This window comes from Streptomyces sp. NPDC020898 (assembly GCF_044333925.1).
GTDB lineage: Bacteria > Actinomycetota > Actinomycetes > Streptomycetales > Streptomycetaceae > Streptomyces.
On the sequence record NZ_JBIRRV010000001.1, the window covers coordinates 1,033,056 to 1,050,505 of the forward strand.

Below are 17,450 nucleotides of genomic sequence, written 5' to 3' on the forward strand. Positions count from 1 at the left end.
GCGTACGGAACATACGTACCCGTGTGCCCACCGCTCCTTGCGCCGTCTCACCCCGTCCCCGGTGTCACCAGCCCCGACTCGTACGCCACGATCACCAGCTGGGCCCGGTCCCGCGCGCCCAGTTTCCCCATGATCCGGCTGACGTGTGTTTTCGCGGTCAGGGGGCTCAGGCCCAGTGTCTCCGCGATCTCCGTGTTGTTGAGGCCGCGCGCGACCAGTCTCAGCACCCCGCGTTCGCGTTCCGACAGGCAGTCGGGGGCGCCCGTCGGGGGCGGCGCCTCGGCGCTGCGCAGCAGACGGGCGATCAGGCGGGCCGTGGGGCCCGGGGAGAGGAGGGCCTCTCCCGCTGCCACCGTGCGGATCGCGTCCAGGAGTTCGGCGGGCTTCGTGTCCTTGACCAGGAAGCCGGACGCGCCCGCGCGCAGCGCGTCGACGACGTGCTCGTCCGTGTCGTACGTCGTCAGGACCAGTACCTTCACGCCGGCCAGGTCCTCGTCGGCGGCGATCAGGCGGGTCGCCTCGATGCCGTCGAGGTCGGGCATACGGATGTCCATGACGACCAGGTCGGCGCGGGCGCTGCGGGCCAGTTCGACGGCTTGGCGGCCCGTACCCGCCTGCCCCACGACCTCCATGCCCGGCGCCGACTCGACGAGCATCGCGAACGCCTCCCGTACGAGCGTCTGGTCGTCGGCGAGCAGCACACGAATGGCGGTCATCCGGCCCATACCCCGTCTCTGCGCCTCTCCCCGTTCCCGTTCACCGGCAGTGGAAGTACCGCGTTCACCTCGAAGCCCCCGTCCTCGCCCGGTCCGGCGTCCAGTGTGCCGCCCACGCTGCGTGCCCGTTCGCGCATCCCGACCAGCCCGAAGCCGACGCCCTCCGTGCTCCCGTCGGCCCCCGCCCCGTCGTCCGTCACCTCGACCCGCAGCGCGCCCTCACCCCCGTGCAGCAGCACTCGTACCGTCAGATCCTTCCGTCCCCCGTGCCGTACGGCGTTGGTGAGCGCCTCCTGGACGATCCGGTAGGCGGCCGCGCCCACGGCCGGGGGCAGCTCTTCCACCCGTACGACCAGTTCGACCTTCGCGCCCGATGCCCGCGCGGTCTCCGCGAGGTCGGGCAGGCCGGCCAGGCCCGGCAGCGGGCCGCGCGCCTCGGTCGTCCCCGCTCCCTGGCCGTCCCGCAGTACCTCCAGCGTCGTACGCAGTTCACCGCGCGCTGTTCGGCAGGTCTCGGCGATGTCGTCGAGGCACTTGGCGACCGCCGTCCGGTCCAGGCGGTCGGGGTCGGCGGCCAGGACGTGTGCGGCCACGGAGGTCTGGACGCCGACGAGGGTGATGGTGTGGGCCAGGAGGTCATGGAGGTCGCGGGCTATGCGCAGGCGCTCCTCGGCGACGCGGCGGCGGGCCTCCTCCTCGCGGGTGCGTTCGGCGCGCTCGGCCCGCTCGACGATGGCCGACACGTACTGGCGGTAGAAGCGGACGTCGACGCCGAAGAACAGGACGGCGATGATCCAGCCGAAGATGCGCAGGAGTTCGATCGCCTGTTTGGTGTCCACGGTCAGCATCACCGTCATGGAGACGGCCAGGACCGCCATGCCGGTCAGCAGGGCGCGCAGGGGCCGGCCGGTGACCGCGACCGTGTAGAGGGCCACGAACGCGGCCGGGGTCGGCGCCGAGTGGTTGTTGTCCATGGCGTGGTACGGCACGACCAGCGCCACCACCAGTGCGAGGACCAGCATCGGGCGGCGCCTGCGCCACACCAGCGGCACCTGGAGGGCGAGCAGCAGTGTCCAGCCGAGCGCGTCGGGGCGCCGGCCGTCGTCGATGAGCAGGGCTGTGGCCGTGCCGATCACGGCGGTCGTCAGCGCCAGCAGCGCGTCGTTGCGGGTGGCGTGCGGCGCGGTACGGGGGTCGCGGATGATCGCCGCCATCATCCGCTCGCCGAGACCGACCCTGCCGACTCGGCCGACTCGGCCGACTCGGTGCGCTTCTGCGGTAGTTGCCTGCACGGGCTCATCCTCCGTCAGCGGGCGCCCCTCCGGGAGGGAGGGGCGCCCAGGTGCTCGTACGGCAGATCTCACACGGGTTCCGGCTGGCGTTCCGGGCGGGCCGGTTCCGGGGCGCGCGACAGCCCGCCGGGCCACCACATCTTCCGTCCCAGCGCCACGCTCGCGCTCGTCACCAGGTAGGTCCGGACGAGGAACGTGTCCAGCAGCACGCCGACCGCGATCACGAAGCCCAGTTCGACGAGCTGCACCAGCCCCATGTTCGTCAGCACCGCGAAGGTCGCGGCGAGGACCAGTCCGGCGGAGGCGATGACCCCGCCCGTGGTCCGCAGCGCGGTCAGTGCCGCCGTCGCCGGTTCCGCGCCCTTCAGCGCCTCCTCGCGCATCCGGTGCATGAGGAAGATCCCGTAGTCGACGCCCAGCGCGACCAGGAACACGAAGGACAACAGCCCGAGGCCGGGGTCGGTGCCCTCGAAGCCCAACAGTGGTCCGAACACCAGTCCGCCGATGCCGAGCGCGGCCCCCCACACCGCGACCACGGCGGCCACCAGCAGCAGCGGCGCGACGAACGACCGCAGCAGCGCGACCAGGATCAGCAGCACGGAGACGAGCACGAGCGGTACGACGACCCAGCGGTCCCGCGCGTTGGTGTCGACGAGGTCGATCTGCTGGGCGCTCACCCCGCCGACGTACGAGCCCGGCAGTTCGTCCCTCAGCTCCTTGATGGCCGCCGTCTCGGCCGCCGACTGGGGCGCGCCCTTCGCGAAGACGGTGATCTCGGACCAGCCCTCCCCTGTACGTCCCTGCTGCGCTTCGCTGATCCCGTCGGCGGCCCGGATCGTCGCGAGCGTCTCGTCGGTCCTGCCGGCCGGGGTGATGACGCTGATGGGCTGGGTGCCGCGGTCGGGGTAGGCGCGTGCCAGGGTCTGCATCGCGGCGACGGCCTCCGGCTTGTCGACGAAGGCGTCCTCCTGCTTGACCGGTCCCGCCAGGTTCAGCGTGCCCAGGGCGAGTGCGCCGAGCAGGGCGGCTCCGCTCGCGAGGACCACCAGCGGCCGGCGCCCGGCGGAGCTGCCCATCGCGGCGAAGAGCGAGCGGCGCCGCACCTTGGGCGTGCTGCCGTACGCGGGCACGAGCGGCCAGAACACCCGGCGCCCGAGCAGGACGAGGATCGCGGGGAGCAGGGTCAGCATGGCGATCAGTGCGCAGAGCACGCCCACCGTGCCCAACGGGCCCATGCTGCGGCTGGAGTTGAGGTCGGCGGCGAGGAGGCAGAGCACTCCGGCGGCGACCGTGCCGGAGGAGGCGAGCACGGCGGGTCCGCAGCCGCGCAGGGCCGCCACCATCGCGTCGTACGGGCGCTCGACGCGGCGCAGCTCCTCGCGGTACCGGGAGACGAGGAGAAGGGCGTAGTCCGTTCCGGCGCCGAAGACGAGGATCGTCATGATGGCCGAGCTCTGGCCGGAAACCGTGGTCCCGAAGGCCTGGTTGAGGCCGTAGGCGACGCCCATCGCCAGGTAGTCGGCGATGCCCGCGACGACGAGCGGAACGAGCCACAGCACCGGGCTGCGGTAGATGAGGATCAGGAGCACGGCGACCACACCGACCGTCGTGTAGAGCAGCGGGCCGCCGAGCGAGTTGTAGACCTGGGCGGCGTCGGTGGCCAGCGCCCCCGGCCCGCCGACCTCGACGCCCAACCCGCCCTCGCTGTGGGCGACTTGGCGTACGTCGTCGACGAGGGCGTCGCGCTTCTTCTCGTCGGTGCCGGGCTCGTTGCTGCTCACCGGGTACATGAGGGTGGTGCCGTCGGCGGACGGTACGCCCTGCGGGGTGGCCGTCAGGACGTGCTCGCCGGCGATCCGGTCGACCTGTGCGGCGGCCGTAGCCTTGTCGGCGGCGGTGAGTCCGCTGTCGCGGTGGTAGACGAGCACCAGTTGGGTGGTCTCGCCGCCGGGCAACTGGTCCTGGATCCTGGCGACTTGGGTCGAGTCGGCGTTCGCGGGCAGATAGTCGGTGATCCGGTCGTGCTGGACCTCACCGAGCTTCGCCGCGAACGGGCTCACGATCGCGAGCACCCCGACCCACAGCGCGAGCGCGAGCCAGGGCACGGCTCGTCGGCGCCGTGCACTCGTCACTGTCTTGGCGGCCCCCATGTCGAGGCCCTCCCCTCGTCCGGACATCTGGATGACGCTCACCAGAATTCCGTCGGGCGGGGGTGGAATCGTCGCGCGGGAGGGCGAGTTCGGCAGTACTGCCGGGGGTGACCCGGGGGTCGGATTACTCCCTGGGGAGTACGAGCACGGTCAGGGGCTTACGAGGGAGAGGCCTATCGGGGGGAGACGGGGGCACCCGGATCTCACCCTTTCGAGAGGACCGGCCCATGCTTGGTATAGCCGCGGCAGTACTGCTCTTCATCGCGTTCCTGATCAACGCTGCCGAGATCACGACGAATGACGCCTTCTCCTCCACGAACGTCATGCTCCTCGGCCTGATGCTCCTGGCCCTGCACGTCGCGGGAATCGGGAGTGGCTGGTCCGGCCGCAGGCGCTGACTCAGGACGGTGTCCGCGCCGCCGCCAGCAGCCGGGTCACGTCGTCTCCGCAGATCGTCAGCGCCGCTCCCACCGTGGCCAGCACATCGCGTTCCGCCGGGGTGTACGGGCCGTCGGCCAGGGCGATGCGGGCGCCCTGGAGCAGGATCGACTCGCGGCCGGGGGCGGCGAGATGGGGGGCCAGGGGGTCCAGGGCCTCGTGGAGCTCTATGGCGAGGCCGGTGCCGCACGGGGGGCCGAAGAGGCGGCCCGTGTCGGCGGCCAGGGCTTCCACCAGGGCCGCCAGCTGGTCCTCCGTACAGTCGTCGAAGCCCGCCGCACGGACGCCGGTCGCCGCTGTCTCCAGGGTGTGGCGGGCGTGGGTGCCGCCGGCGGCGAGGACCGCGAGGGCGACCGTGTGGACCGCGTCGCGGAGCATCGCGGAGAAGCGGGTGGTGGTCGGGTGGTCGAGGACGTCCATGCCGAAGTGGCGTTGGCAGGCCGCGCATTCGACGACCGGGCCGGTCTCACCGCGCGGGAGAATCGGTACGCCCAGGAGCGTGAAACGGCGACGGCCGGTCAGGCGCTGGTAGTTGCGGTCCCCGCCGCAGCCGGGGCAGAAGAACTCACCGTCGCCGACGCCGGTCCAGACCGTACGGGAGCCCAGGACGCGAGCTGTCCGGCCTCTGCGTACGACGCGTACGACACGGTCGTCTCGTCCCCGTCCTTGGAGCACGTCGCACCTCCCGAAACACCACGGCAACATCGCCGTGCTGGCGTGATGTTAGCCACATTGTTGATGCGGAGTCAGTACCCAGGACCAGACCTGCCCATGACCGGCCCCCGGTTTGGCCGGTAAACGACGGAAGCCCCGCCCGCCACAGAGGGCGGACGGGGCCCGAAACCAACCGGTCGGGTGAGTCAGCGGCCCGCGCGGTTGACGGCCGAGACGACCGCCTTCAGCGAGGCGCGGGTCGTGTTCGCGTCGATGCCGATGCCCCACAGGACCTTGTCACCGATGGCGACCTCGATGTAGGAGGCGGCCTGTGCGGAGGCGCCCTCGCTCATCGTGTGCTCGGTGTAGTCCAGGAGCCGGGCGTCGATGCCGATGCCCTGCAGTGCGTGGAAGAAGGCCGAGATCGGGCCGTTGCCCGTGCCCACCAGGGTGGTCTCCACTCCGTCCACCTCGGCCTGGACCGTGAGCGTGTCCACGCCGTCCTTGTCCGTCGTCGACTGCCCGGTGGCGACCTGGATACGGCCCCACGGGTTGTCCGCGTTCGGCAGGTACTCGTCCCGGAAGGTCGCCCAGATGTCCTTCGGCGTGACCTCGCCGCCCTCGGCGTCCGTCTTCGCCTGGATGAGCTTCGAGAACTCGATCTGCATCCGACGCGGCAGGTCCAGCTTGTGGTCGTTCTTCAGGACGTACGCGATTCCGCCCTTGCCCGACTGCGAGTTGACCCGGATGACGGCTTCGTAGGAGCGGCCGACGTCCTTCGGGTCGATGGGCAGGTACGGGACCGCCCACTCGATGTCGTCCACGGTGACGCCCTTGGCGGCGGCGTCGGCCTCCATGGCGTCGAAGCCCTTCTTGATGGCGTCCTGGTGGGAGCCGGAGAAGGACGTGTAGACCAGGTCGCCCACGTACGGGTGGCGCGGGTGGACCTCCATCTGGTTGCAGTACTCCCACGTACGACGGATCTCGTCGATGTCGGAGAAGTCGATCTGCGGGTCGACGCCCTGCGAGAACAGGTTCATGCCCAGGGTGACCAGGTCGACGTTGCCGGTGCGCTCGCCCTGGCCGAACAGACAGCCCTCGACGCGGTCGGCGCCGGCCATCAGCGCCAGTTCGGCGGCGGCGACGGCCGTACCGCGGTCGTTGTGGGGGTGGATGGAGAGGACTACGTGCTCGCGGCGGGTCAGGTTGCGGCCCATCCACTCGAAGCGGTCCGCGTGCGTCGACGGGGTCGAACGCTCCACCGTGGCGGGCAGGTTGAGGATGATCTCGCGACCCGGACCGGGCTGCCAGACGTCCATGACCGCCTCGCAGACCTCCAGGGCGAAGTCCAGCTCGGTGTCCGTGAAGATCTCGGGCGAGTACTGGTAGCCGAACTCCGTCTCCGGGCCCAGCAGTTTCTCGGCGTACTCCATGACCAGCCGCGTGCCGTCGACGGCGATCTGCTTGATCTGGTCCTTGGAGCCGCGGAAGACGACCCGGCGGAAGACGGGGGCGGTCGCGTTGTACAGGTGGACCGTGGCGCGCTTGGCGCCCTTCAGGGACTCCACCGTGCGCTCGATCAGGTCCTCGCGGGCCTGGGTCAGTACGGAGATGGTGACGTCGTCCGGGATCGCGCCCGGCTCCTCGACGATCGAGCGGACGAAGTCGAAGTCCGTCTGACCGGAGGCCGGGAAACCGACCTCGATCTCCTTGTAGCCCATCTTCACCAGCAGGTCGAACATCGCACGCTTGCGGGACGGGGACATGGGGTCGATCAGGGACTGGTTGCCGTCACGCAGGTCGGTGGAGAGCCAGCGGGGGGCGGCGGTGATCCGGTTTCCGGGCCAGGTGCGGTCGGAGATGTCGACCTGCTCGTACCGGCCGTACTTGTGGATCGGCATCGAAGTGGGCTGCTGGCGATTGGCGCGGCTCTGACTGGTGGCCATGATGCGGGGGCTCCTCGTGGTGTCCTGAAGGACGGCCGACGGCGCAACGCCAGACTCCGCGGGGAGGGGGTCGGCCTCGACTTACAGGCCCTCGCCGCGGCAGCTAAGGAGGAGCAGCCCGATACGCATGATGCTCCGCACTGTAGCCGAGCCGCGCCGGACGCGCGGGTCTGTATCACTATGCGGGACCACCAGTATGCGGGGACGGAGGAACGAATGGGACAAAAAGTGCGCCATACCACTCCGTCACCGAAAGATGGCCCCCTTGTCCGGGTATTTCACCAATCATGGTTGCGGGTAGTGACAGCCCCATGACGGGGTGCAAAGGTGCCGGGCATGACGACCAACGGGGGCTTTGAGCCCGTCTTCTGCACGATCATCCCGCCGCACGTCCTCGACAAGGTGGCCCAGGCCGACGACCCGGTGCTCGCCGGTCCCGCCCGCCGCACCCTGGAGCGCGACGCCTTCCAGCGCACCCACCGCCGGATGACCACGGTCCTCGGCGCACCCGCCGTCGCCCTGTCCGCGGCAATGGCCGAGGAGAAGGCGCTCCGGAGCATCTACGACGCCGAGCACCGCCAGAACCTGCCCGGCACGCTGGTCCGCTCCGAAGGTTCCGACCCCGGCCAGGACGCCACGGTCAACCGTGCGTACGCCGGTCTGGGCGCCACCTTCGACCTCTTCCTGCAGGTGTACGGGCGCAACTCGATCAACGGCGAGGGCCTGCCGCTCGACGCCACCGTGCACTTCGACGAGGACTACAACAACGCCTTCTGGAACGGCGAGCAGATGGTGTTCGGCGACGGTGACGGCGAGATCTTCCTCGACTTCACCCTCCCCATCGACGTCATCGGCCACGAGCTGACCCACGGCGTCACCCAGTACACGGCCAACCTGACGTACTTCGGCCAGCCGGGCGCCCTCAACGAGTCCATGTCGGACGTCTTCGGCTCGCTCATCAAGCAGTACGCGCTCGGCCAGAGCGCCGACCAGGCCGACTGGCTGATCGGCGCGGGCCTGCTCGCCCCGCGCGTCACCGGCGTGGCCCTGCGCTCGATGAAGGCCCCGGGCACGGCGTACGACGACGACGTGCTCGGCAAGGACCCGCAGCCGGCGACGATGGACGACTTCGTCCGCACCGGCCGCGACAACGGCGGCGTCCACATCAACAGCGGCATCCCCAACCACGCCTTCTACCTCGCGGCCACCACCCTCGGCGGCAACGCCTGGGAGAAGGCCGGGCAGGTCTGGTACGACGTGCTGACCGGCGGCGAGCTGCACGAGCAGGCCAGTTTCACGGACTTCGCCACGCTCACGGTCGCGGCGGCGAAGACCCGCTTCACCGAGGGCGAGGAGTTCCAGGCCGTGCTGAAGGCGTGGGAACAGGTCGGGGTGCCGACCCGGTGAGTGCGGGCCGGTGAGTCCGGCACAGTGAGTCCGGCGGGGTAGGTCTCGCGGGCATTCCGTACTCGTACTAGAAAAGAGCCATGCGTATTCAGGTGCGACGCACAGGCGGATTCGCGGGCATCGAGCGGCACGCCCAGGTGGACACCTCGGGGATGCCCGATGCCCACGAGTGGCACGCCCTGGCCGAGCAGGCGGTCGCCGCCGGCCGGGGCACGCGCCCGATCGGGGTCCCGGACGGCTTCACCTACGAGCTCACGGTGGACGGGAAGACGGTGTACTGCGCCGACCCCCGGCTCACGGAGGAGCAACGGAAGCTGATCTCACGGGTGTTGAAAGAGGGGGCGTAACGGGTGTCACGGGTGCCGACGGACGGTAAGTAACTGGTTGTTCACCCCGAGCCGTTGACACCCATTACCCCCGGTACCCATGATCCGGCTCATGGCGACCAACCCGATACCTCAGTTCCCGGCCGGCTTCCTGTGGGGAGTGTCCACCTCCGCGCACCAGATCGAGGGGGCGGTGGACCTGCGCGAGCCGTCCGTGTGGGATGCCTTCACGGCCGAGCCCGGGCGCGTGAAGGACGGCTCGACGGCCGCGGTGGCCTGCGACCACTTCCACCGCTACCCCGAGGACGTGGCCCTGCTGGCCGGCCTCGGCGTGGACGCGTACCGCTTCTCCGTCTCCTGGCCGCGGGTGAACTCCCCCGGCGGGCCGGCCTTCTACGACCGGCTGGTGGACGAGCTGTGCGCGGCGGGCGTACGTCCCGTCCCGACCCTCTTCCACTGGGACCTGCCGGCCGGTCTCGACTGGCTGGAGCGGGACACGGCGTCGCGTTTCGCCGAGTACGTGTCCGTGGTCGCGGAGCGTCTCGGTGACCGCGTGAAGAAGTGGATCACGATCAACGAGCCGGCCGAACACACCCTGTTCGGGCACGCGTTGGGCGCGCACGCCCCCGGCAAGCAGCTGATGTTCGACGCGCTGCCGGCCGCCCACCACCAGCTCCTCGGCCACGGTCTGGCCGTACGGGCGCTGCGGGCGGCCGGTGCCACGGACATCGGGATCGCCAACTCGCACGGGCCGACCTGGCCGGCGTCGCAGTCCCAGGAGGACCTGGGGGCGGCGGACTTCTACGACCTGCTGCTGAACCGGCTGTTCGCCGACCCGGTCCTGCTCGGCCAATACCCGGAAGGGATAGGTGAGTTGATGCCGGGTGACGTGGAGGCGGACCTGAAGGTGATCGGGGAGCCGCTCGACTTCTACGGCGTCAACTACTACGCGCCGACCCGGGTGGGCGCGCCCCAGGGCGCCGACATCGAGTTCGGCGGCCTGACGATCCCGGCCGAACTCCCCTTCTCCGTCCAGCAGATCGAGGGCGTCCCAGTGACGGACTTCGGCTGGCCCGTCGTACCCGAAGGCCTGACGGAGCTGCTCACGACCTTCCGGGACCGTTACGGCGACCGGCTGCCGCCCGTCGTCATCACGGAGAACGGCTGCTCGTACGAGGGGCTCGACGACCAGGACCGCATCGCCTACCTGGACGGTCATGTCCGGGCGCTGCACGATGCGTCGGAGGCGGGCGTGGACGTGCGCGGCTACTTCGTGTGGTCGCTGCTGGACAACTTCGAGTGGGCTGAGGGGTATGCGCGCCGGTTCGGGCTGGTGCACGTCGACTTCGACGACCCCGCCACGCTGAAGCGGACCCCGAAGGCTTCGTACAGCTGGTTCAGGGACCTTCTCCGGGCGCAGAAGACTCAGCAGGCGTAGAGGACGGGTGATGTCACGGGGGTGACGGCGGCCGAGGGAGGCGAGGGCGGCGCCGCGGCTCTCGCCGAGCCCGTCGGGCGGGTCGGGCGGGTCGGGCGGGTCGGGCGGGGGGTGGATCTCGGCGCTCTCGCTCGCCAACGGGGCGATCTGGGTGGGCTGGTACGGCCCCTTGCAGATCCTGCTCGCCTCCCAGGCCGAGGACTTCGCGCCCGCCACCGGGATGTCGAAGGAGACCCTGCCGGCCTGGGTGGCCGGGGCGGGCGCGCTGGTGTCGCTGGTGGCGAACCCGTTCTTCGGGGCGCTGTCGGACCGCACGACGGCGCGGTGGGGGCGCCGTACGCCGTGGATCGTGGCCGGGGCGGCGGGCGGTGCGCTGTCGTTGCTCCTGCTGGGGGGCGCGGGCGGGCTGTGGACGATGGTGGCCGGCTGGTGCCTGGTCCAGCTGACCCTGAACGCGGCTTTCGCCGCCGTCACGGCCGCCGTCCCCGACCGCGTACCGAGGCTCCAACGCGGCTCCGTGGGCGGCTGGTTGGGGGTGGCCCAGATCCTGGGTGTGGTCGTCGCCCCGGCCCTGACGGCGCCGGTCATGACGTACCTCGGCGGGTACCGGGTGCTGTATCTGGTGGCCGCGGTGATCGGGCTGGCGGGGGCGGTCCTGATGGGCCGGATCAAGGGCGTGGACTGACCCCGGGCAGCCATGCCGGTCCGCGGGTCGCTGACCTGCGTATTCGCAACCCATCTACACCATGACACCACTGGCGACACAAGTGGTGCCATAAATGGCTCGCCATGGCGCCATCGATGCGCCATGATGGCATCACTAACGGCGCACGCCCTCGCCTTCACAGGCCGAGGGGTGCGCGTTTCGCGGAGTGAGCCAGCAAAGGGGTCGGATCATGGAGACAGCGAAGGCGGCGGCTCAGGGTCGGGAGCAGGCCGCGCCCGGCGCCTTAACCGCTTTCGCCCGCTTCGTGCTCTGCGGCGGCGGGGTGGGGGTTGCCTCCAGCTTCGCCGTGGCGGCCCTCGCCTCGTGGATTCCCTGGGCTCTGGCGAACGCCCTGATCACCGTGGTCTCCACGCTCGTCGCGACCGAGCTGCACGCCCGCTTCACCTTCGGTGCGGGCGGTCGGGCGAGCTGGCGCCAGCATGCGCAGTCGGCCGGGTTCGCGGCGGCTGCGTACGCGGTGACCTGCGTGGCGATGCTCGTCCTGCAGCTGCTGGTGGCGGCGCCGGGTGCGGTGCTGGAGCAGGTCGTCTACCTGTCCGCCTCCGCACTCGCCGGTGTCGCACGGTTCGTGGTGCTGCGCCTCGTCGTCTTCGCGCGAAACCGTTCGCAGGCCGCGGCCACCGTCCGCACCGCCTGCCCTGTGCACGCGGCCGCGGCCGACCCCGCGGCGCTCTGCTACGCCGCCTGACCGCTCAGAAGCCCAGCTTGCGCAGCTGGCGCGGGTCGCGCTGCCAGTCCTTCGCGACCTTCACATGGAGGTCGAGGAAGACCGGCGTGCCAAGAAGCGCCTCGATCTGCTTGCGGGACTTGATGCCGACCTCCTTCAGCCGCTTGCCCTTCGGGCCGATGATGATGCCCTTCTGGCTGGGCCGCTCGATGTAGACGAACGCGTGGATGTCGAGCAGCGGCTTGTCGGCGGGGCGGTCCTCGCGCGGGAGCATCTCCTCGACCACGACCGCGATCGAGTGGGGAAGCTCGTCGCGGACACCCTCCAGCGCGGCCTCCCGGATCAGCTCCGCGATCATGACCTGCTCCGGCTCGTCCGTGAGGTCACCCTCCGGGTAGAGGGGCGGGCCCTCCGGGAGGAGCGGGACGATCAGGTCGGCCAGCAGACCCACCTGCTGGTCGGCGACCGCCGACACGGGGACGATCTCGGCCCACTCGAAGCCCAGTTCACGGCCGAGCTGGTCGATCGCGATGAGCTGCTCGGCCAGGACCTTGCCCTCCACCAGGTCGGTCTTCGTCACGATCGCGATCTTCGGCGTCTTCTTGATGGACGCCAGTTCCTTCGCGATGAAACGGTCACCGGGGCCGAGCTTCTCGTTCGCGGGGAGGCAGAAACCGATGACGTCGACCTCGGCCCACGTCGTCCGCACGATGTCGTTCAGCCGCTCGCCGAGCAGCGTGCGCGGCTTGTGCAGTCCCGGGGTGTCGACCAGGATCAGCTGCGCCTCCGGACGGTGCACGATGCCCCGTACCGTGTGCCGTGTGGTCTGCGGCTGGTTCGCGGTGATCGCCACCTTCTGGCCGACCAGAGCGTTCGTGAGGGTGGACTTGCCCGCGTTGGGGCGGCCCACGAAGCAGGCGAAGCCGGCGCGGTGGGCGGCCGCGGCCGCCGACGGGTCGGTCGGCTCGGACGGCTCGGATGACGGGGTACGAACGCTCATGGCGCCCATTGTCCCTGATCCACGGGGACCCGCCGCACGCCGAGCCCCGCCACGGCCCCGCCACTGCCCCTCCGGCGCCCCTTCGACGACCGGCGGGGCGTGTACGGCGCGTACGCCTCGCCGGGGCGTAGGGACCTTACGGTGCACGCCGGGACGGCATACGATCACGGCGTGAAGCTCATCACCGCGATCGTCAAGCCGTACCGCCTCGACGAGGTCAAGGACGCGCTCCAGGAACTCGGCGTACACGGTCTGACCGTGACCGAGGCCAGTGGTTACGGGCGCCAGCGCGGGCACACCGAGGTGTACCGCGGCGCCGAGTACCAGGTCGACCTCGTCCCCAAGGTCCGGATCGAGGTCGTCGTGGACGACGCCGACGCCGAGGCCGCCATCGACACGATCGTCAAGGCCGCGCGGACGGGGAAGATCGGCGACGGCAAGGTGTGGGCGTTGCCCGTCGACACGGTCGTACGGGTGCGGACGGGCGAGCGCGGCCCGGACGCGCTCTGAGGCTCGGGGCGTCATGAGTGGGGGGTCCGGCGAGTGGTATGTGCTCGTCGAGCGGATGTCGGCGTCGTCCAGCGACTCCAGCTGGAGTCTCGACAAGAAGCTGCACGTGGACGGCGGCAGGGAACAAGCCCTGGCCCGCGCCGAGGAGTTGAGCCGCTCCTACCCGAAGGACCACATGGGCGGCGAGACGGAGTGGGGCTACCTCGTGTTCCGCACGTCCGAGACGAGCTGGCTCCTCGAAATCAGCCATGAGTACTGGTCCGAGCACTGGGACCGGCCCATGACCTTCACCAAGCACGTACGGATATCCGTCGCGCAACTCGTGGCGTCGAAGGAGATCCCGCCCGCCGAACCCCCCGCCGCGAAGAAGGGCAAACTCCGCCGGGCACTGGGCCGCGACTAGGGCCTGTCCGGCGGATCAGGCCGCGGGGAATCAACGGCACCTCATCAGCGCCGGTGAGCGGGGTTTGGTGCGTCTGGCTGCAAGGCGGAGGAGGGTGTCAACGCGATGGGGGTCCCCCGCGCGAGCGCAGCCGAGCGTGGGGGGAGTTGGCAACCGACGACAACGCCGCAGACGGGCGTGCCAACCCCCGCGTCTGCGGCATGATCCGCCGGACCGGCCCCTAGGCGGCCTGGGTGTGATCGGCGCGCCGGCCCCGCCGTCCGGACCGTGCCCTGTGTGCCCTGATCGCCAGTACGGTCGCCACCGCGCCGAACACCGCGAGCACCAGCGCCATGAGCCACGGCAGCGCGAAGAACGACACGCTCGCCGACTCGCGGGTGTCCTTGGCGGACGCGGTCAACGTGATGTCGCCCCAGTCGAGTTGGGGTGCGTCACGCCATGGTTCGGAGAGCCGGACCCGTTGGCCGGGCAGCAGCTCGGAGGGAAGCTCGGTGAGGTCGCGGGCGAGCAGCGTACGGCCGAACAGGCCCTGCGCCCGTAGCTCCACCCGGGGGTCGAGGGTGACGTTCCCGGTGTTGTGGAGGGTGTACGAGATCGTCGCGGCGCTGTCGCCGAAGCCCGGGACGAGGGGCTGGTCGTGGCTGATCCGGACCTTCTCGACGGCGATCGCGGAGACCGCCGGACCGCTCACCCGCAGGTAGACGCGTGCCCCGACGGCCCGCCGTACCCCGAGCGCGAGCGAACCGTCGCCCGCATCGATCCGTTCGTCGAGGGCGACCAACGCGCCCACGTGGTCACCGGGTTCGGCCCCTTCGGGCACCCGGAGGGTGAACGGCACGGTGACCGACTTGTGCGCGGGCACGGTGACCCGGGACTTCGCGGGCCGCGCCCAGGCTCCGACGCCCCGCTGCTTCTCGTCGAGGGTGCGTATCGCGAACCCGCCGTCGCGGACGGTGTTGTAGGCGTCGGCCCCGTACAGCCGGAAGGTGAGCGGCCGGTCGGTCTTGTTGGCGACGGTGATCCTGTCCTCGACGGTCGTGCCGGGATCGGCGGACAGGTAGAAGTACGGCCGCTGCGCCACGGCGGAGGCGGCCGGGAAGACGGACCAGCTGCCGTTGTCGGCGGCGCGGGCGGGCGCGGACGTCAGGAGTGACGTACCGAGCAACGCCAGCAGGAGTGCGAGAAGGGCGTACGGCTTACGCATGGGTGCGGACCCCCACGGACGGGACGGCCGGAAGCGGTCGGGCGGGTGCGCGCCCGGCCACCGGATGACGAACTGCCGAACTGCCGTTCAGATGAACGTTGTTCTTCAGGAGAGGGTGAGCGTGAGTACGCCGGAGTACGTGCCCGGCGGGGTGAACGCCGGTACGTTCAGGGAGAGTCCGGCGTCGACGGTGAACTCGCCGCCGGTGAGGGTGCCGTCGGGCGCGGAGGCCAGGGTGGCTCCCGCACTGCCGACGGAACCGGCGGAACCGGCCTGACAGGTGCTGGGGCTGCCGGCCTTGGTGGCGCAGGCCGGGGTCCAACTCAGTTTGCCGGCCTCGATCTTGGCGCCGGGACCGGTGAAGTCGGTGACCTTGCCGGTCAGGGACCAGCCCGCGGGTCCGCCGCGGAAGTCCTTGACGGTCACCGTCTGGAGCGCCCCGTTCGACGCTCCGCCCTTGCCGAAGTCGACCGCCGAGAGCTGGACGGCGTCCCCGGCCTGGGACATGGACAGGTCACCCGCCTTGACGGTGGTGGTGAGCTTCTGGCTGTTGTCGGGAACGGGCGTGTCGTCGATGACGACGTAGGCGGCCGGACCGGCGCCCTTGTCGTCGGTCCACGAGCCGCCCTCGTACGCCACGACCCCTGTCGTCGTCTTGTCGTTGACGGCGAGAGTGCCGCTGAAGGCGCCCTGGGAGTCGGCGGTCACGGTCGCGGTGTCGGCGGTCTGGGTGGCCCCGGACCGGCCGGCGAGTGTGACCGTGGCACCGGCGGTGAAGTTGGCGCCGTTCACGGTGACCCCGGCGCCGGGTGCCCCGGAGGCCGAACCCAGCGTGATGGCACGGGTGTTGGTCTGGGTTCCGTCCGTGGCGGTGATCGTCTCGGAGACGGGTGCGGGCGGGGTGATGACCGTGCAGGGGGTGTCCAGCTCAAGGATGTAGCTGGTGTGGATGTTGTAGTCGCCGGGCGAGAGGGTGATCGCGCCGGGTTTGGTGACCGTGAACGTGCCGGTCATCTCGAAGGACGGGAAGGCTCCCTTGCCGGGTACGGGGTCGTTCTTCTTGGGCCCCGCGACGGTGAACTCACCGGGCTGCGCTCCGCCCAGGGTGATCTTCCCGGTGGGCGTCATGATGTCGGCGGGCAGCGCGAGATCGGTGGGGTTGCTGGCGGCCGGCTTGACCACCTTGTACGTCACGGTGACGGTGTCGCCGACCTTGGGCGCGGTGTTGTCCACCGTGATCTGTGCGGTGGTGGTGCCTTCGATCGGCGGAAGGCCCGCGATCGGCGGCGGTACGCAGCGTGTGGCGAAGTCGACGGCGGCGGACGCCGTGGCGAGTGCGCCGGCCGGGACGGCCAGCGCGCCGCCCGTGGTGACCGCGAGTGCGGTCGCCCCGAGCAGTGCGGCCCAGCGCCGTCTTCGACCGGTCGAACCCATGGTTGCCGTGTTGGCCATGGTTGCCCCCTCTGAGGGATGCGGGCGCAGCGGCTCGTCTGCGCCGACAGGGGGCCATTGATGAGCAGGTTGTGTGAGAAGTCAATGGAATCTCACGGAATAACGCGCAATCGCGGTAAGTGAACTGACGGTTCATCAGTTCCAGTTGCCATCAACGGAGTTGGAAGCGGCCGACGTCGCCGTGGAGCTGGCGACGCCGGCCGGTCCGTGCGAGGAGGCTGCTGGCTGTCAGTCGAAGACGAACGGCCCTGGTGCCTGCGCTCCGGTCGCGGTGCAGGTCACGGTGATGCCGAAGAGCACCAGCGTGAGGGTGCCGGGGTACGCGTCCAGGGTGTCCCCGGAGGCGACGGTGCCGTTCAGCGGGCCGACCGTGACCTTGTCACCGGTGGCCATGGCCGGGTTCTTGTTTCCGGTGAACGAGGTCGTGCCGCCCGAGGCCTTCGTCAACGTCAGCGTGGAGCTGATCGAGTCAGCGGCGAGGGCGAGCGGGGCGTTGATCGACGAAGTGACCGTGATCGTGGCGGAGGTGCCGTCCTGAGTGGCGGTGAGAGTGGCGGAACCGCCGCCGTAAAGGCCGCAGTTGTAGGTGACTGTCGCGGTGGTGGGGGCTACGGCCGCGGCGGCCGGTGCGAAGGCCAGACCGGTGGCGGCGAGTGAGCCCGCCGCCAGTACCGCACCGATTCCGAGCCGTCTGCGCGCAGGCGGGTGTACTGACGTGCTGGTCATCGATCGGATTCCCTTCCCTGGTACGGGAATTGCCATGTGGGGAATTGCGATGTGGGGGGTGGGTCCGGCGGGCGGGTGCGGTCGGCCACGGGCGGGTGCGGGGCGCCACGCGGTGGAATCTGACGGTCCGTCGGAAGAGCGGGTTCCATTGATGCGTGGGTTGCCTGCGATTGCAAGAGAAGTTCTGCGGGTTCTTCCGGGGCGAGGCGAAAGTGGCCGAAGACGGTCCCTCCCGGTGACGGACGAACCATGACGTAGCAGCAGTCGGGGGGGCCCCCCCCCGGGGGGGGGCCCCCCCCCCCGCCCCCCGGCGCGCCCCCCCCCCCGGCCCGGCCCGGGCCCGCGCCAGGGCGCGCGGCGGGGGGGGCCGCCGGCCTGCCGCGGCGGGGGGGCC

16 protein-coding genes and 1 pseudogene are annotated in these 17,450 nt (G+C 70.6%); 8 read left to right on the forward strand and 9 right to left on the reverse strand.

Features of this window, described 5'->3' with window-relative positions:
• Window positions 1-47 precede the first annotated feature (47 nt).
• The 3 genes from ACH4TV_RS04640 to ACH4TV_RS04650 all read right to left on the reverse strand — a co-directional run bounded on the left by ACH4TV_RS04640 (window position 48) and on the right by ACH4TV_RS04650 (window position 4,158).
• Complete coding sequence (locus tag ACH4TV_RS04640) at window positions 48-716, reverse strand: response regulator (protein ID WP_398394165.1); 669 nt, start codon at window positions 714-716, stop codon at window positions 48-50.
• On the reverse strand, window positions 713-2,008 hold the full coding sequence (locus ACH4TV_RS04645; protein ID WP_398394167.1) for a sensor histidine kinase: 1,296 nt from the start codon (window positions 2,006-2,008) through the stop codon (window positions 713-715). Before ACH4TV_RS04645 ends, ACH4TV_RS04640 begins: the two co-directional genes overlap by 4 nt.
• Before the next feature lie 68 nt (window positions 2,009-2,076).
• On the reverse strand, window positions 2,077-4,158 hold the full coding sequence (locus ACH4TV_RS04650) for an MMPL family transporter (RefSeq protein ID WP_398395355.1): 2,082 nt from the start codon (window positions 4,156-4,158) through the stop codon (window positions 2,077-2,079).
• A gap of 227 nt (window positions 4,159-4,385) precedes the next feature.
• Between ACH4TV_RS04650 and ACH4TV_RS04655 the strand changes: the two genes are divergently transcribed.
• Window positions 4,386-4,556, forward strand: a complete 171-nt coding sequence (locus ACH4TV_RS04655) for a hypothetical protein (RefSeq protein WP_398394169.1) — start codon at window positions 4,386-4,388, stop codon at window positions 4,554-4,556.
• A 1-nt stretch (window position 4,557) separates the two neighbouring features.
• On the opposite strand, the gene ACH4TV_RS04660 is transcribed toward ACH4TV_RS04655, so the two are convergent.
• Window positions 4,558-5,271 (reverse strand): TerB family tellurite resistance protein, encoded by a 714-nt coding sequence (locus ACH4TV_RS04660; protein WP_398394171.1) that lies wholly within the window; start codon window positions 5,269-5,271, stop codon window positions 4,558-4,560.
• A gap of 185 nt (window positions 5,272-5,456) precedes the next feature.
• Entirely contained in the window at window positions 5,457-7,196 is a 1,740-nt protein-coding gene (gene leuA, locus ACH4TV_RS04665) for a 2-isopropylmalate synthase (protein ID WP_398394173.1), read from the reverse strand.
• A gap of 336 nt (window positions 7,197-7,532) precedes the next feature.
• Here leuA and ACH4TV_RS04670 point away from each other — a divergent pair, with 336 nt between their 5' ends.
• The 5 genes and pseudogenes from ACH4TV_RS04670 to ACH4TV_RS04690 all read left to right on the forward strand — a co-directional run bounded on the left by ACH4TV_RS04670 (window position 7,533) and on the right by ACH4TV_RS04690 (window position 11,782).
• Window positions 7,533-8,603, forward strand: a complete 1,071-nt coding sequence (locus ACH4TV_RS04670) for a M4 family metallopeptidase (RefSeq protein ID WP_398394175.1) — start codon at window positions 7,533-7,535, stop codon at window positions 8,601-8,603.
• Window positions 8,604-8,683: 80 nt separating this feature from the next.
• Complete coding sequence (locus ACH4TV_RS04675; protein ID WP_398394177.1) at window positions 8,684-8,950, forward strand: protealysin inhibitor emfourin; 267 nt, start codon at window positions 8,684-8,686, stop codon at window positions 8,948-8,950.
• Window positions 8,951-9,029: 79 nt separating this feature from the next.
• The gene (locus ACH4TV_RS04680) at window positions 9,030-10,367 is read left to right on the forward strand and encodes a GH1 family beta-glucosidase (RefSeq protein WP_398394179.1); all 1,338 of its coding nucleotides are present in this window, start codon (window positions 9,030-9,032) and stop codon (window positions 10,365-10,367) included.
• A gap of 21 nt (window positions 10,368-10,388) precedes the next feature.
• Window positions 10,389-11,022, forward strand: a pseudogene (locus ACH4TV_RS04685) (MFS transporter); the annotation flags it as partial.
• A 241-nt stretch (window positions 11,023-11,263) separates the two neighbouring features.
• Window positions 11,264-11,782, forward strand: coding sequence for a GtrA family protein (locus tag ACH4TV_RS04690; protein ID WP_398394181.1), 519 nt, complete (start codon window positions 11,264-11,266; stop codon window positions 11,780-11,782).
• A 4-nt stretch (window positions 11,783-11,786) separates the two neighbouring features.
• Here ACH4TV_RS04690 and era read toward each other — a convergent pair whose 3' ends face one another.
• Window positions 11,787-12,770: a GTPase Era gene (era, locus tag ACH4TV_RS04695; RefSeq protein WP_398394183.1), complete on the reverse strand. Its 984-nt coding sequence runs from the start codon at window positions 12,768-12,770 to the stop codon at window positions 11,787-11,789.
• Between the two features lie 162 nt (window positions 12,771-12,932).
• Here era and ACH4TV_RS04700 point away from each other — a divergent pair, with 162 nt between their 5' ends.
• Together ACH4TV_RS04700 and ACH4TV_RS04705 are read left to right on the forward strand one after the other, a co-directional pair.
• Window positions 12,933-13,271, forward strand: a complete 339-nt coding sequence (locus tag ACH4TV_RS04700; RefSeq protein ID WP_398394185.1) for a P-II family nitrogen regulator — start codon at window positions 12,933-12,935, stop codon at window positions 13,269-13,271.
• A gap of 13 nt (window positions 13,272-13,284) precedes the next feature.
• Complete coding sequence (locus ACH4TV_RS04705) at window positions 13,285-13,674, forward strand: hypothetical protein (protein WP_398394187.1); 390 nt, start codon at window positions 13,285-13,287, stop codon at window positions 13,672-13,674.
• 220 nt (window positions 13,675-13,894) lie between these two features.
• Here the strand turns inward: ACH4TV_RS04705 and ACH4TV_RS04710 are convergent, their stop codons facing one another.
• The 3 genes from ACH4TV_RS04710 to ACH4TV_RS04720 form a co-directional block, all read right to left on the reverse strand.
• Entirely contained in the window at window positions 13,895-14,878 is a 984-nt protein-coding gene (locus ACH4TV_RS04710; RefSeq protein WP_398394189.1) for a WxL protein peptidoglycan domain-containing protein, read from the reverse strand.
• 105 nt (window positions 14,879-14,983) lie between these two features.
• Complete coding sequence (locus ACH4TV_RS04715; protein WP_398395357.1) at window positions 14,984-16,312, reverse strand: beta-xylosidase; 1,329 nt, start codon at window positions 16,310-16,312, stop codon at window positions 14,984-14,986.
• A gap of 246 nt (window positions 16,313-16,558) precedes the next feature.
• Window positions 16,559-17,056 (reverse strand): hypothetical protein, encoded by a 498-nt coding sequence (locus tag ACH4TV_RS04720; protein WP_398394190.1) that lies wholly within the window; start codon window positions 17,054-17,056, stop codon window positions 16,559-16,561.
• Window positions 17,057-17,450: the final 394 nt, after the last annotated feature.

Excerpts from the sequence above, each read along its gene's own strand:
- ACH4TV_RS04640 (WP_398394165.1), bottom strand. The coding sequence starts at position 716 with ATGACCGCCATTCGTGTGCTGCTCGCCGACGACCAGACGCTCGTACGG.
- ACH4TV_RS04650 (WP_398395355.1), bottom strand. The coding sequence starts at position 4,158 with ATGGGGGCCGCCAAGACAGTGACGAGTGCACGGCGCCGACGAGCCGTG.
- ACH4TV_RS04655 (WP_398394169.1), top strand. The coding sequence starts at position 4,386 with ATGCTTGGTATAGCCGCGGCAGTACTGCTCTTCATCGCGTTCCTGATC.
- leuA (WP_398394173.1), bottom strand. The coding sequence starts at position 7,196 with ATGGCCACCAGTCAGAGCCGCGCCAATCGCCAGCAGCCCACTTCGATG.
- ACH4TV_RS04670 (WP_398394175.1), top strand. The coding sequence starts at position 7,533 with ATGACGACCAACGGGGGCTTTGAGCCCGTCTTCTGCACGATCATCCCG.
- ACH4TV_RS04675 (WP_398394177.1), top strand. The coding sequence starts at position 8,684 with ATGCGTATTCAGGTGCGACGCACAGGCGGATTCGCGGGCATCGAGCGG.
- ACH4TV_RS04680 (WP_398394179.1), top strand. The coding sequence starts at position 9,030 with ATGATCCGGCTCATGGCGACCAACCCGATACCTCAGTTCCCGGCCGGC.
- ACH4TV_RS04690 (WP_398394181.1), top strand. The coding sequence starts at position 11,264 with ATGGAGACAGCGAAGGCGGCGGCTCAGGGTCGGGAGCAGGCCGCGCCC.
- era (WP_398394183.1), bottom strand. The coding sequence starts at position 12,770 with ATGGGCGCCATGAGCGTTCGTACCCCGTCATCCGAGCCGTCCGAGCCG.
- ACH4TV_RS04705 (WP_398394187.1), top strand. The coding sequence starts at position 13,285 with ATGAGTGGGGGGTCCGGCGAGTGGTATGTGCTCGTCGAGCGGATGTCG.
- ACH4TV_RS04710 (WP_398394189.1), bottom strand. The coding sequence starts at position 14,878 with ATGCGTAAGCCGTACGCCCTTCTCGCACTCCTGCTGGCGTTGCTCGGT.
- ACH4TV_RS04715 (WP_398395357.1), bottom strand. The coding sequence starts at position 16,312 with ATGGGTTCGACCGGTCGAAGACGGCGCTGGGCCGCACTGCTCGGGGCG.
- ACH4TV_RS04720 (WP_398394190.1), bottom strand. The coding sequence starts at position 17,056 with ATGACCAGCACGTCAGTACACCCGCCTGCGCGCAGACGGCTCGGAATC.